This window comes from Thermovibrio guaymasensis, from assembly GCF_003633715.1.
GTDB lineage: Bacteria > Aquificota > Aquificia > Desulfurobacteriales > Desulfurobacteriaceae > Thermovibrio > Thermovibrio guaymasensis.
In genome coordinates this window covers 303,729-316,649 of sequence record NZ_RBIE01000001.1, presented here as the reverse complement: position 1 = coordinate 316,649, position 12,921 = coordinate 303,729, and the positions used below count along the sequence as shown (strand labels likewise).

At 43.4% G+C, this 12,921-nt stretch carries 13 protein-coding genes; 9 read left to right on the top strand and 4 right to left on the bottom strand.

Features of this window, described 5'->3' with window-relative positions; genetic code table 11:
* Positions 1–7: 7 nt before the first annotated feature.
* From C7457_RS01775 to C7457_RS01765, 3 genes are read left to right on the top strand one after another with little or no spacing between them, the layout of a single operon-like run.
* Positions 8–1,189, top strand: a complete 1,182-nt coding sequence (locus C7457_RS01775) for an aspartate aminotransferase family protein (protein WP_121169726.1) — start codon at positions 8–10, stop codon at positions 1,187–1,189.
* Positions 1,186–2,895, top strand: coding sequence for a hypothetical protein (locus C7457_RS01770; protein ID WP_121169725.1), 1,710 nt, complete (start codon positions 1,186–1,188; stop codon positions 2,893–2,895). Before C7457_RS01775 ends, C7457_RS01770 begins: the two co-directional genes overlap by 4 nt.
* The gene (locus tag C7457_RS01765; protein WP_121169724.1) at positions 2,886–3,839 is read left to right on the top strand and encodes an ABC transporter ATP-binding protein; all 954 of its coding nucleotides are present in this window, start codon (positions 2,886–2,888) and stop codon (positions 3,837–3,839) included. Before C7457_RS01770 ends, C7457_RS01765 begins: the two co-directional genes overlap by 10 nt.
* Here C7457_RS01765 and C7457_RS01760 read toward each other — a convergent pair.
* The 4 genes from C7457_RS01760 to C7457_RS01745 all read right to left on the bottom strand — a co-directional run bounded on the left by C7457_RS01760 (position 3,825) and on the right by C7457_RS01745 (position 7,584).
* Entirely contained in the window at positions 3,825–5,837 is a 2,013-nt protein-coding gene (locus tag C7457_RS01760) for a hypothetical protein (protein WP_121169723.1), read from the bottom strand. The genes C7457_RS01765 and C7457_RS01760 overlap by 15 nt on opposite strands.
* Before the next feature lie 8 nt (positions 5,838–5,845).
* Positions 5,846–7,141: an OmpP1/FadL family transporter gene (locus C7457_RS01755; RefSeq protein ID WP_121169722.1), complete on the bottom strand. Its 1,296-nt coding sequence runs from the start codon at positions 7,139–7,141 to the stop codon at positions 5,846–5,848.
* Between the two features lie 55 nt (positions 7,142–7,196).
* Positions 7,197–7,364: a twin-arginine translocase TatA/TatE family subunit gene (locus C7457_RS01750; protein WP_121169721.1), complete on the bottom strand. Its 168-nt coding sequence runs from the start codon at positions 7,362–7,364 to the stop codon at positions 7,197–7,199.
* Positions 7,365–7,428: 64 nt separating this feature from the next.
* The gene (locus C7457_RS01745) at positions 7,429–7,584 is read right to left on the bottom strand and encodes an FmdB family zinc ribbon protein (protein ID WP_121169720.1); all 156 of its coding nucleotides are present in this window, start codon (positions 7,582–7,584) and stop codon (positions 7,429–7,431) included.
* Between the two features lie 52 nt (positions 7,585–7,636).
* Here C7457_RS01745 and C7457_RS01740 point away from each other — a divergent pair, with 52 nt between their 5' ends.
* The 6 genes from C7457_RS01740 to rimI are packed head-to-tail and all read left to right on the top strand — an operon-like array spanning position 7,637 to position 12,918.
* Positions 7,637–9,919 carry a DEAD/DEAH box helicase gene (locus tag C7457_RS01740; RefSeq protein ID WP_121169719.1) on the top strand — a complete coding sequence of 761 codons (2,283 nt, stop codon included), beginning with the start codon at positions 7,637–7,639 and terminating at the stop codon, positions 9,917–9,919.
* Positions 9,882–10,502: a DUF8042 domain-containing protein gene (locus C7457_RS01735; RefSeq protein WP_121169718.1), complete on the top strand. Its 621-nt coding sequence runs from the start codon at positions 9,882–9,884 to the stop codon at positions 10,500–10,502. The genes C7457_RS01740 and C7457_RS01735 overlap by 38 nt, the downstream gene beginning before the upstream one ends.
* Positions 10,502–11,257, top strand: a complete 756-nt coding sequence (locus C7457_RS01730; protein ID WP_121169717.1) for a prepilin peptidase — start codon at positions 10,502–10,504, stop codon at positions 11,255–11,257. Before C7457_RS01735 ends, C7457_RS01730 begins: the two co-directional genes overlap by 1 nt.
* Positions 11,254–11,907 carry a hypothetical protein gene (locus C7457_RS01725; RefSeq protein ID WP_121169716.1) on the top strand — a complete coding sequence of 218 codons (654 nt, stop codon included), beginning with the start codon at positions 11,254–11,256 and terminating at the stop codon, positions 11,905–11,907. Before C7457_RS01730 ends, C7457_RS01725 begins: the two co-directional genes overlap by 4 nt.
* Entirely contained in the window at positions 11,904–12,509 is a 606-nt protein-coding gene (tsaB, locus tag C7457_RS01720) for a tRNA (adenosine(37)-N6)-threonylcarbamoyltransferase complex dimerization subunit type 1 TsaB (protein ID WP_121169715.1), read from the top strand. The genes C7457_RS01725 and tsaB overlap by 4 nt, the downstream gene beginning before the upstream one ends.
* Positions 12,481–12,918, top strand: a complete 438-nt coding sequence (rimI, locus tag C7457_RS01715; RefSeq protein WP_121169714.1) for a ribosomal protein S18-alanine N-acetyltransferase — start codon at positions 12,481–12,483, stop codon at positions 12,916–12,918. The genes tsaB and rimI overlap by 29 nt, the downstream gene beginning before the upstream one ends.
* Positions 12,919–12,921: the final 3 nt, after the last annotated feature.

Here is a 12,921-nt window from a genome sequence, read left to right as displayed (position 1 = left end):
TTGGAAGATGAATACACAGGAAAAGACAGAAAAGTACGTAATGAAGACCTACAACCGCTATCCCGTATCCTTTGTTAAGGGAGAAGGGTGCTGGCTCTACGATGAAGAGGGGAAGAAGTACCTTGACATGCTTGCAGGAATCGCAGTCTGCAACCTCGGCCACTGCCACCCTAAAGTCTCTGAGGCAATATGCAAGCAGGCAAAGACCCTAATCCACACTTCAAACCTCTTCCACATTGAACCCCAGGCTGAGCTTGCAAGGTTAATCTGCGAGAACTCATTTGGGGAAAAAGTCTTCTTCTGCAACAGCGGAGCAGAGGCAAACGAGGGAGCAATAAAACTTGCAAGGCGCTATGGAACCGAAGTTGACCCAGAAAAGTTTGAAATAATAGCCTTTGAAAACTCCTTCCACGGAAGGACAATGGCATCTGTTTCAATAACCGGACAGGGAAAGTACAACCAAGGTTTCGGACCTATGCTTACAGGCGTAAAGTTTGCAAAGTTCAACGACCTTGACTCTGTTAAGGAAGTAGTATCTGAGAAAACCGCTGCAATAATAGTTGAACCTGTTCAGGGCGAAGGAGGAGTCGTTCCAGCCAAAAAGGAGTTCCTTGAAGGCTTAAGGGAAATAGCAGACAGGGTAAATGCCCTTTTAATATTTGACGAGGTCCAAACGGGAGTTGGAAGGACGGGAGCTCTCTTTGCCTACCAGAACTATGGCGTTGAACCTGACGTCATGACGCTGGCAAAGGCCCTTGGAAACGGAGTTCCAATAGGGGCCATAGTTGCAAAAGGGAAGGCTGCAAACGTTCTAAAGCCGGGGCTCCACGCATCTACCTTTGGAGGAAACTTCCTAGCAACGAGAGCAGGAGTTGAAGTCATAAAGGAAATTACAAAACTGGGATTTCTAGAGGAAGTAAAGGAAAAGGGAAGGTTCTTAGTGGAGAAGTTAAAGGAGCTCCAAAGGGAGTTCCCCTACCTAATTGAAGGAGTAAGGGGACTGGGGCTCATGGTTGGAGCAGTTATGAAGGTAGAGTGCTCTCAAATAGCAGGCAAAGCCCTTGAAAGGGGGCTTATTATTAACTGTACAGCAGGAAAGGTATTAAGGTTTACCCCTCCTTTAGTAATTACAAAGGAGGAGATTGAAAAAGGTATTGAAATTCTAAGGGATATACTAAGAGAGCTATGAAGGTAAAAGTTAAACCAACACTTATATTTGAAAGTTCCCAGCTAAAGCCGGAGTACTTAGTTGATGCCCTCTTCTTCTTAAGCGACAGGATTAAAAGGTTAAAGCTTAGAATTGATGCCATTTTCCCGGGGGACCCTTTTGTCCTTCCAGTAGCAATGCTCCTATCAGATAAACTATCCGTTCCTATAAAGGGAGAGAGCTTCCTCAAAGAGGAGGAGAGGGTTTTCCTCCTCTTTTCCTTTCTACCCTTTGAAGAGGTCTCACCCCAGTTTATCTACGATAGGGTAAAACTGTTCAGGGAGAGGTTTCCCCTTTCCCCTTCTTTACTCACCCTCTCTCCGGAAGAGGTAGAAGGAGTGGACTTTCAACTCCTAAAAGCCCCCCTTGAGAGGATTTTCTCCTACAGGTTCTTAAAGGAGGCAAAGAAGAACTTCTTCTGGCCAGTTAGAGGAGAGATAAACCACATAAGTCAAGAGCTCTGGGAACTTGCAAAACTTGAAGCTAAGAACCTTTTAAGGGTAAAGAGGATAAGGGACTCTGCGAGGAGATACCTAAAAGATGAAGAGCTTACAGCCTTAAAGAGCGTTGATTCAGACATTGAGCTCTCCCTCTGGGAGAGGTTTAAAAAGGGAATCTTAACTGATCCCGAACTTCCTAAGAGGGAACCAGAAATCCGGTTTAAACCGGAAAAGCTTTTTCAAGTCAAAGATAAAATACTGAGCTCGGTTATTACTTCCCTTTTAGAGTTTATGGCTCAAGAGCTTGAGTACCACTTTCCAACTACCCTTGCCTACTCAAACTATGAGATTACTGAAAGGGAAGGGGTCTTAATAGTTCCAACTGTTAGAGAGGAGCTAAACGGAGCAGACGTAGTAGTTGAGTTTTCACTAAAAACTAAGAAAGAGAAGGACTTTGAGAGGCTCTTTCTTACAGTAAAGAAAGCTCTTAAAGAAGTTGAGAATTCGCTCCTTAAAGATGCATTTAAGCCTCAATTTGAGTGGACCTCAGATAAGGAACTGGGCAGGTTCAACCTCTACCTATCCTGGTTCCTTGACAAAGAACTTGCCACTAAACTTTACAACAGGATAAATAGAGAGTGGCTCCTAAGTAGGCTCCTATCAAGGAAGAGAACGAAGGGAGAGTTCCTTGAGTTTCTAAAGTTTCTAAAGGACTTCAACTTTAACCTTGAGAATCTAATTACCCTCAAGTCAAAACTCTCCTCTCTCTGGAGCAAAAACAGGAAACTCTTTGAGCTCAAGAAAGAGCAGCTAAGGGAAATACTTGACTCAAAGGAACTTTGGTCTCTAATAGGGTATCTATGTGCAGGAACCCAATCCCTTCCAAAGGAGCTCTGTAAGTTCTTAATGGAGATAAAGGGACTGGTAAGCCCCCATCAGTTCCTTGCAAAAACCTCAACTTACTGGACCCCAGTAATAGCGAGGAGAAACTTAAGGGCAGAGTGGGAAAGGGTAATAAAGGGAAAAGTGGACTTCAGCTTGAAAGCAGAACCACTCAATCCAAACTCTCCCGTTACATACGTCATCCAGAGCGAAGACGGTAAGTTCTTAGGTTATATTCCGAAAGTCATTTCCCACTACTTAGCTGCAAAGGAAAGGAGCGGAAAGAAGCTAAAGGTAAGGGAACTCTACTTTGAACCAGACGTTTTTACAGAAAACTCCTACTGGGTGGAGATAAAGTGTCTTTAAAGGTTGAAAACCTTAAGGTGGAAACTCCAAAGTTCAAAATCCTAAAGGACGTCTTTTGGGAAGTAGAGAGGGGAGAGATCGTTTCACTCGTAGGGGAGAGCGGAAGCGGAAAGTCAATATCGGCCCTTTCCGTTTTAAAGTTACTCCCTGAGAACTTTAAAATCTCAGGAAAAGTAGAAGTTGACGGAGTAGAACCACTAAATCTTAATAAGAAGGAGCTCTCCTCCTTCCGTTGGGAAAAGGTTTCAATGGTCTTTCAAGACCCTTCCTCTTCCTTGAACCCCCTTCTAACGATTGGAGAGCAGATTATTGAACCGATGCTATACCACAGAACTGTAAAAAGTAAAGAGGAGGGAAGGGAAAGGGCTCTGGAGCTCTTAAAACTGTGTCAGGTTCCAAAGGCTGAGGAGAGGTTAGACTCCTACCCCCACCACCTATCGGGAGGTTTAAAGCAAAGGTGCGCAATAGCTATGGCCCTTGCCTGTAATCCTTCATACCTACTTGCAGATGAACCGACAACAGCCCTTGACGTAACGGTTCAGAAGAAAATTCTGGAGCTCCTAAAAAAACTATCAAAGACGAAAAACTTAGGAACGCTTCTCATTACCCACGATATGGGAATAGTTCAGGAAATATCGGACAAAACCTACGTCCTCTACGGAGGTTACACTGTAGAGTCAGGTAAAACCGAAGAAGTTCTAGCCAACCCCCGCCACCCCTATACAAAAGGTCTAATTGAGTGCTCGCCAAAGCTTAACGGAGGAGTAAAGAGAAAGCTTAAAACAATGGCCGGAAACGTTCCAGAGCCCTCTGAGGAAATAGAAGGATGCCCATTCCACCCAAGATGCCCAAAGGCAAGGGAGATCTGCAGGAAAGAAATGCCCCCGGTAGTTGAAGAAAGGGAGCATAAGTTTAGGTGTTTTTTCCCATTACTTAAGGAATAGATAAACTTGCTTCTGAGCTCCCTCTGTTGCAGCCTTAAGGTAATCTAAACTCGTATGAGGAGCTACTTCAGGATAACTTTTAAGGTTCCAGTGAATTAGGAAACTATGAATAACCCAGTTATCACTATATCCATAAACGTACCAGCCAGGCTCTACTGGAGGGCTATTAAAGTCCTCAAAGTCCTTAAGGTAAACAGGCGTTGCTCCCTCTCCAAAGAGCGCAGTTGCAAAGGAGGAGTTTGAAACAGGAGGAACAACAGTATCACAACAGGCGCTCTGAAAAAGGGTCTTTGAGGCCTTCTCTGAGTTCAGAGAGAAGAAAGAAGGGTCCGCTGTGTCAAGAATGAGCTGGAACAAACCTAAGGTAACGGCGTAAGCGTTTGAGTTTTTCTTTAATCCCATTGCAGATAGAAGTCCCTCTATAAGGTCATTTTGTGCACTATCAATTATTGAAACGTAGTTTCCTCCTCCAACGCTAAACACCGCCCTGCTAATATCTGATGAGTTTGCGTAAGCTAGCTCTCCCGTAATAGCTCCCATTGAAACACCAACAAAGTTAATCTCTTTAGGAGTATCAAGGGAACCGTCACCGTCAAGGTCATAAGTACCTTGAGATAAGAGCTTTTCAAGGAGAAGGATATTAAAGGCGGCCTGATAAATATTAAGCCTATTTGAAGTAACATCTGAAGTTAAGAAACACTTTCCACTACCAACAACTTTCCCATTTACCTCAGCAGTACAACTTGGGTCAATTTCCTGAGAACCGGTTAAAGTTGTATATTCTCCATGGAGTGGAAGGTCTATAGCAACTACCGGAAGTTTCACACCTTCAAGTAAATTAAGTGCCCTCTCCTTTACACTACCAAGGCCGTGCTGGAAAATATAAACCTTACCGCTATAAAGCTCTTGATTGCCAATAAATACTGGAATGAACTTGATAAACTCCTCCCAGTTTACGTCACCTAAGGAAACCTCACCGGAGGAAACCTTTTGAAGGGCTTCTAAAAAGTCATTGAGTTTTCTAATACTCAATGCCGGAAAGAGAGTTTTTCCATACCTTTGGCTGTAACTAAGGGCAAGTCCCTTCAAGAAGTTAACGAAGTTCTGATTAGAAAGAGGTTGTAGGATAGAAGCAAAGTCCTGATTAACCGAAGAATAAGGAAGCCCGGAGATTTTTAAAGTAGAAGTCTCTCCCTCAAGGAAAGCCTTAACTGCTCCTAAATCGGCCGTAGAAAGAGTTTTATCCGCAGTAGTAAAAGTAAATGCCTCTGCTACCGTATCCTCATTCAGCTTTACTCCCAAAAGCTGAGATAAGGTTGGAAATAGGCCATCGTAAATTTCCTTCCTATAGAGCTCCCTTAACTTCTCAAGCTGAGGATCGGCCAAAGGCTTTTCCGATTCAAGTTGGTTGTAAATTTGAGGAGGAAGAACCTCTTTTCCATTTAAGTCTCTTATTCCTGAAAAGATAACAAATAGATACCGATGGCCCGCTTCAAGGGGTTTAATGGGATAAAACTTAAGGTAATTTCCATCCTGTAAAGGTTTAAGTCTTGAAGTTTGAAGAACCAATTGAACAGGTAAAGGAGAACTTCCTTTACTCTGAAGAGATTGGAGGTTTGTAAGATCAATCAGCAAGAACTTCCCCTTTAACGAACTCAGATCTATAGGATTGCTCCTTGAAAGGGGAATAAAAATAGGTGTATTAGGAGAAAGTCCTTTCAAGTTTAGAGAATTTATAGCTTGGTAGAAAACCCGTTTTGATGGGTCTTCAACTTTACTTGTATCTATCTTTACAACCCCTTCTTCCCAAAAAATATCATTAGGAAAGGGTATTCCAAGGGAAGCCTCCGAGTCCCTTGAAAGAGGGTCAAACACCAGATAACTCCTATCAACGGGGTTATGGTCTACTGTAGAAGGAGCCGATGAAGTATCTTGAAGGCTCCCTCCACAGGAAAAAATAATACTTGAAATAAGACTAAATATAAGAAATTTCCTCATAACTCCCCCTAAAAGTGGTAAGTGAGAGTTAAACCGTATCCCCAAACGTGGCCATCAGCCGACATTGAAACCCTTCCAGGTTGACCGTTTACCCCTGGGTAACTGTTGTTAAGGTTCTCACTCTCCCCCCCAATTTCCCTCTTTTGCTCTGCAACTGTATACTGAACTACAGTATCTAGCGTCAATTTTCCTCCGAAGAGGTTAAAACCAGCACCTAGAGAGTAGGTTTTCTTATCCGCATCCGGCCACAACATATCAAAGGTACTATCTGGAATTGGGGAAGGGTCGTAAAAATAGCCTCCTCTAAGGCTGATAACATCATTAAGTCTGTACTCTACACCAATCCTTACCTGTCTCGTATCATCCCAATTCCTCGGAAACTCCTCTTTTGTCTTCCCAAGGAGAGGTCTATCAAAACGAACAGTATAACCGTCAACAACACTCCACCTTGTCCAAACAACATCAGCCGTTAGGATTAACCTCCTGTTAGGCTGATACTTTACTCCAAACTGAAGCTGCTCTGGATGGTCTATTGAAGTTTCAGCGTGAACTTTATCAACACCTACAACTTCAACTGTTCCATCAAAATCGGTTTTAGTCCTTGAACGGTAAGTTAATCCCAAGGAAAGATTATCGTAAGGTTTATAAAGGAAACCTACGTTAAAGGAGATATTAAAGTCGTCGCTGAGTTCTCCCTTTATAATCCTGTTGTGAACTGAAGGTACACTCGGAGAGTAAATTCTCCTCTGTGTTCCAGCATCTGAACGGCCGAAAGAGATTCCAAAACCTGCAGAAAAGTTATCTGTTAGCTTAACAGCAAGGGTAGGAGTCACAACTCCCCTTACGTAATAGGACTCAAAAGCGTTATAAGCTCCCGGATTTTTTGAAGGGTTAGATTCCCACTCTATATGGAGACCGTAGGGAACGTATGCGGCAATTCCAAAGTAGACATTACCAAACAGGTGAGTTGCAAAACCTCCATGGGGTGCTACAAGCACATCTGATGAATCGGTAAAGGAAATTCCGTAAGGCTCAACCCTATTTCCATCTCCATCAGTTGCCCTGTAAGAATGGACCTTCAAGTAAGGGTTTAAGATAAGCGCTCCAATTGAAAAGCTGGGCCTTTCAATTTGAGTCAGTCCTGCTGGGTTGTAGTAAACTGCAAAGGGGTCATCAGCGTAAGCTGAAAAGGCGCCTCCAAGTGAAGTGGCTTTTGAACCTACCCCAAACGTATCAACGTTTCCTGCAAATGATGGGAAAGTTAACAGATAGGAAAGAAAAACAGCACCCAGAACCCTCCTCATAACACCTCCAGAGAGAGTGAGTAAGTAATAATAACAAAGGGAGGGTCCTAGAGAATTACTTTTTAACCACCTTTATCTTAGGTTCCTTCTCCTCTTCCTCTCCTTCAAGGCCCTTTTTAAACTCTTCCTTTGCCTGGAAGAAGGCCTTAAAGAGGTTGATGATTTTATCCCAACCGAAGATAACCCCTACCACTACGAGAAGGATAACTATTTTTAAAAGCAAGGTTAGTTCTCCATAAGCGTTTAATCCCTATTATAACAGGGGCGAACCGCCCCTAAAATTAACCTCAGCCAAAAGGTGAACAGAAGTTGGCTATGTCTATTACTTCAACTTCATCTGAACCGCAGTTGGGACACTTAATCTCCATAAGCTGAAGTGGAGAGTAAATAACCTCTTCAAATTCTGCCCCACACTTGTTACACTGGAAAACGTATATCTGCATCAAAAACCTCCCTTGAGAATTGATAAATTGAAATTTAGGAGATTTCCGAGAAATGAAAACTATTCAAGTTTTAGAATCTTCAGAATTTGACGGTAAATCCGGCCACGTTGACTACCTTTTAGACGGGAAAAGCATTCACGAACCCCTCGTGAAAGTGAAGGAAGAAAACCTCCCCTTTCCCTACGGGAGTTTAACCCCCATTCAATCGGTATTCTACCGCCACTACAGCGAAGGAAACGCTTTAGTGTCCTCTCCTACAAGCTCAGGAAAGAGCTTAATTTCCCTCCTATTCTTCCTAAAGAACAGGACGGGAAGGTTCATATATACAGCCCCTACACGCTCCTTAATATGGGAAAAGTTTAAGGAATTTAAGCCATTTTTCAAAAGGGTTGGAGTAAGAACGGGAGACTTAATTGAAGAGTTAAGTGAAATAGACCAGCCGGCAGTCGTCTGCACCTACGAAAGCCTCATTTCAGCAGCAAGGAATAGGGCAAAGTGGTTTGAAGAAGCAGGAGCCATCGTAATTGACGAGGTTCACGTTATTAGGGATGAAGGAAGGGGTGCAGTAATTGAGGAGCTCGTCTCTTACGCTTTAAGTGAGGAAGTCCCCCTACTCCTCCTTTCAGCAACAATACCGGGAGCTACCGAGCTTGCAAAGTGGATAAGGGCAGAACTTTTTATAGAGAGCAAGTGGAGGCCGGTTCCCCTTGAGAGGAAAGTCTTTAACCTCAGGAAGTTATTAAAGAAGAGTAATTTACCGACAGACACTCCTGAGGAGAAGGTAGTTTCGGCCGTTGAGACGTTAAATTTAAAGGGTAAAAGCCTCGTTTTCGTTCCTAGGAAAGACTTAGGTTGGCAGGCCCTTTTAGTTGAAAATTCAAAGTTTGGAAAGGAAGTTTTAAACGAAACACTTCCCTTCATTCCAATTGAAAGGAAGGGAGAAAAGGTTGCCTTTCACAACGCAGACGTTCCCCAAGAAGAGAGAGAAAAGATAGAGAAGGAGTTTAAGGAAGGAGACCTAAACAGGCTCTACGCAACGCAGACCTTGGCCTACGGAGTAAACCTTCCGGCAGATAACGTAGTAGTCTTCATAAGGGGAAACTTTGACAGGTTTACTTACAGCTACCGGTTCTTCCCAGACCCTCTAACGATCCTCCAGATGGAAGGGAGAGCCGGTAGATTCGGCCTCTCTAAAAAGGGCTACTCCTACCTTATCGTTACAGGCGCAAAGGAGAACGCCATCGAGGAAGCACTTAAGGAAGAGATGGAAAAGCCCTTTGAAACCGCCCTATCTGAAGGCCTTGTAAGGGAGGGAAGCGCCTGTCCAAACAGGAAGAAGTCCGTTCTAAGCTTAATGCTCCTAGGTCCAGTTGTAAGGTACGGTCAAAGGTGGCAAGAGGCTGTAAAGGAGCTCTTCAGCCTCAAGAGAAACCCCCTCCTCATTAAGGAACTCCAGGAGATACTAGAGGAGCTCCAAACTCTAGGATTCCTTGAAAACACAAAGCCAACTTCCCTAACTAAACTCCTCGTCTCCTCCTTCGTTTCCCCCTACTGCTTTATTGAGTTTGGACAGAGGTTAAAGGAAACGGAGAAGCTGAGGAGTGAAGACCCAACTGTCGGCTACCTGTTTACGGTAAGGCCCTTTATAAGGAGGGAGTTTAACCCAAAAACAGTTACACTCTTTACAGGAAAAGGGTTCTTAGAAGAGGCGGGGAAGATCATCAGTAAGATAGAAACGGAAACAAATATGAGAGTGAAGGACAACTCAGAAGTCCTCATATTCTACGCAAAGGGAGGTTTCTTTTACTACAAAAACGTTGCAAGGCCTCCGGGGGAACTTTCAAACCTCTCACCTGAGAGCTCCCTCCTAGGCCAACTCCTGTGCCGGTTAAACCTCTTTGAGTTTGACACCCTCCACAGGGTTATAATGATGGTTAGGGGAGGGGTTCCCTTTAAGTACTCTCTGATATCCTCCATTGAAGGGTTAGGTTATATGAGGAGTAACGCACTTGCAGTAGCCGGGGAGCTCTTAAAGATCCCAAACGAAATTGCCCTAATAAACGGAATAAGAGAGGGAATGGGAGAGTACTTAGAAGCTTTAAAAGAGGCCCTATCTTTCAGACACGACTCAGTTAAGGCACTGGAGAGGGAAGTTTCGGCTATTGTTAAGATAGTATCAAAGGTTAAATTTCCACTGGGAAATGAAAGGCTCCTTAAGTTCCTCTCCTCCATCTTTGTAGGGAGGAGAGAGGCAATTAAACTATCAAAAGAGGAAGCTCTGGAGGTCTTAAGGGAAAATGTCACAGGAAAAGAGGAAAGTGAGAGTAAAGGTTGACGGAAAACCTATTGAGTTTGAGCTAAAGGGAAAGCTCAAGAACTTGCCGACATCAAGCCTTTTAAGGCTAATAGAGTACAGGTACCTCTTTCCAGAGCGCTCAATAAAGCACGTTGAGTTAAAGGGAGAGAAGCTCCACCCTGTAAAGGTTGACGAAGTAAAGAACCTTGAAGACCTCAACATAGTAACAGAACACTCAACAAACATGGTTAACAGGCAGATTGAACTTGCACTCTTAGCCCTAGATGGTATGGCAAACTCAATAGAGCAGATATATCAGGACTGGAAAGAAAGGCCAGAACTGGCAAAAGTAATGCTCCACAACTTACTTGATTCCCTTGACTGGACCGTAAAGCTAGTTGACTCAGGAGCGAGAATACTTCCAATATACGAGGGAATAGAGGAGGAGATAGCAAAGCTTGAGGATGCAGTCTTTGAGCTTGATGACCTCCTATACGAAGGGAAAGAGGATGAAGCCCTAAAAGTTTTAAGGGAAAGGCTAAAACCTGCCGTCCTAAAGTGGAAGGATTTCCTAAAAGGCCTTGTAAAGTTCGTTAAATCGGCTCCAAAGGAGACCCACTAATGTTCCTGTGCTTGGTTGCATTCCTCTTCGGACTGATTTTCGGTAGTTTCCTAAACGTCTGCATATACAGGATTCCTAAAGGGAAGTCTATCCTCTGGCCCCCCTCAAGCTGTCCTAACTGTGGAAGTAGGATTAAGTGGTACGACAACGTTCCCGTATTAAGCTACATAATTTTAAGGGGAAAGTGTAGAAACTGCGGTAAGAAAATCTCTCCCATCTACCCTATCGTAGAACTCCTAACGGGAACTTTAACTGCCGCAGTAGTATGCAATTTCGATCTATCCTTTGACTCCCTCTACTACTTAATTCTCGTTTACTACTTAATAGTCGTCTCTTTTATAGACATGAAAACTATGGAAGTTCCAGTGAAGCTCAGCTACTTCGCCTTGGTTTCAGGAATCCTTCTATTCTTATTTACCGAAAACCACTCCTTCAAAGAGGCCATTTTCGGTGCATCACTCGGAGCAGGAGTAATCCTATTTATAATAGAGACTTACTTCGTATTTACAGGAAAGGAGGGAATGGGCTACGGGGACGCAAACATAATGGCAGTAGTTGGAGCTTTCCTAGGGTGGGAAAAGGTGCTCCTAACCCTCTTTTTGGCCTCAATGGTAGGAGCTCTATACGGGCTCTTAACCTTAAAAAAGAAGGGAGCAGCCATTCCCTTCGGCCCATTCATATCCGTTGGAGCCCTGATTTCACTCTTCTTTGGAGATAGGATAATAAACTGGTACTTAGGGGGATTGAATATATGATGACTTTAGTAAAGAGGTTTGAGCACGTTCTAATAAAGGCATCTGAAAGTTTCCTCTTAGCAATAACTGTAGCCTTATTAGTTATCTCTGCTATCCTCTTTTTCGAATTCTTACTGGTAACTCCTGAAATCCTACAACTTGAAAAATTCATTTTCTCAGAACCGGGAGGAAATGCAACAGAAAGCCTTAAGGAGATAATTTCGCCACTTTTAATGTTCGTAATTGTCGTTGAGCTCATCATAATGCTCGTAAAACACCAGCCGAGAATAGTCTTTGATGTCCTATTAATCGCAATAGCAAGGGAAATAATAATCGCTGGCCATGACTTTAAAAACGTCTTCCTAGGAACAGTTTCCCTCCTAATCTTATTCTTCATAAGGAAATTCCTAACCCTTAAGGGCGTACCCTCCGGAACTGCGATAATTATTGACCCCTACATAACAATTGAGTCCCTCAACGAGATGCTTGACGTCCACATTCCCTTTGAAGAGGATAAGTACTTAATTGACCTAATCGAAAGGATTGCGAAGGAAAGGGGAATAGTCCTTAAAAAGAGGAAAACTATTGACATAGCGAACGTTAAAGTTGAAATACTTGACGTTGATGAAAAAGGAAAACCGATTCTGGTAAGGGTAATAAAGACAGCATGATTAGAGTAGCAGTAGACCTATCCCTCCCTGAGGGGAGTATTGCTGTTGAAAATGAGGGAAGTCTCCTCTCCGAGATAGCGTGGAACAGACCAAAACTCCATGCAGAAGTAGTTTACTCTCAAATTGAAAGAGCCCTAAACCTTGCGGGAGTAAGGAAGGAGGAAATAGAGGAAGTCGTCGTATCATCAGGCCCAGGCTCCTTTACAGGAGTTAGGCTCTCAGTTACTGTAGGGAAGGCATTTAAAGCCTGCGGAATTAGAGTTCTATCGGCAACGACCCTTGACGCCCTAATGTGGGGATACGAAGAAATTGGATTCACTCCAGTTCCAGTAATCCCAGCAAGAAGGGAAAGGGTCTACGCAAAAGTAGGAGGGGAGTTTCTAGACGTTGGACTGGATGAACTGATAAGTAAGGTAAAAGAAATCACAAATCCCCTCATAGTTTACAAAGGTGAAGTTAAAGTACCTCAAGGAATAAAATCAGTAGAAGAAAGAACTCTCCTCGCAGTTAAGCTCCTATCACTCCCAAAGGAGGAGCTCTCACCACTCACCTTCCACTACGTAAGGGAACACGATGCAAAACCTCCTGGTAAGGCCTTTTAAAGAAAGCGATTTACCGGATATACTAAAATTAGAGAGTGAGTGCTTCAAAGAGCCCTACTCTAAAGAGCTCCTACTGAGGGAGGTTACCCTGCCAATTACCAGAATTTTCGTAGCCCAGAAAGGTGACGAAGTTGTAGGTTACGTCTTCGGCTGGGTCGTCGGTGAGACTGGAGAGCTAAACAGGATAGCAGTAAAGGAGGAATTGAGGAAGAAAGGAGTAGGGAAAAGGCTCTTAAAGGAGTTCATAGAAGGGATTAAAGAAGAGGGAGTTAAAGAGCTCTTTTTAGAAGTAAGGAAGTCAAACACTCCTGCAATAAACCTTTACAAATCCTTCGGTTTTAGGGAAGTCGGAAGGAGAAAAGGGTACTACAAAGATGAAGACGCTTTAGTCTTTAAACTCAATATTTAGGAG

Bases quoted from the DNA above. Each gene is read 5' to 3' on its own strand.
- C7457_RS01775 (WP_121169726.1), top strand. From the start codon at position 8: ATGAATACACAGGAAAAGACAGAAAAGTACGTAATGAAGACCTACAAC.
- C7457_RS01770 (WP_121169725.1), top strand. From the start codon at position 1,186: ATGAAGGTAAAAGTTAAACCAACACTTATATTTGAAAGTTCCCAGCTA.
- C7457_RS01760 (WP_121169723.1), bottom strand. From the start codon at position 5,837: ATGAGGAAATTTCTTATATTTAGTCTTATTTCAAGTATTATTTTTTCC.
- C7457_RS01755 (WP_121169722.1), bottom strand. From the start codon at position 7,141: ATGAGGAGGGTTCTGGGTGCTGTTTTTCTTTCCTATCTGTTAACTTTC.
- C7457_RS01745 (WP_121169720.1), bottom strand. From the start codon at position 7,584: ATGCAGATATACGTTTTCCAGTGTAACAAGTGTGGGGCAGAATTTGAA.
- C7457_RS01740 (WP_121169719.1), top strand. From the start codon at position 7,637: ATGAAAACTATTCAAGTTTTAGAATCTTCAGAATTTGACGGTAAATCC.
- C7457_RS01735 (WP_121169718.1), top strand. From the start codon at position 9,882: ATGTCACAGGAAAAGAGGAAAGTGAGAGTAAAGGTTGACGGAAAACCT.
- C7457_RS01730 (WP_121169717.1), top strand. From the start codon at position 10,502: ATGTTCCTGTGCTTGGTTGCATTCCTCTTCGGACTGATTTTCGGTAGT.
- C7457_RS01725 (WP_121169716.1), top strand. From the start codon at position 11,254: ATGATGACTTTAGTAAAGAGGTTTGAGCACGTTCTAATAAAGGCATCT.
- tsaB (WP_121169715.1), top strand. From the start codon at position 11,904: ATGATTAGAGTAGCAGTAGACCTATCCCTCCCTGAGGGGAGTATTGCT.
- rimI (WP_121169714.1), top strand. From the start codon at position 12,481: ATGCAAAACCTCCTGGTAAGGCCTTTTAAAGAAAGCGATTTACCGGAT.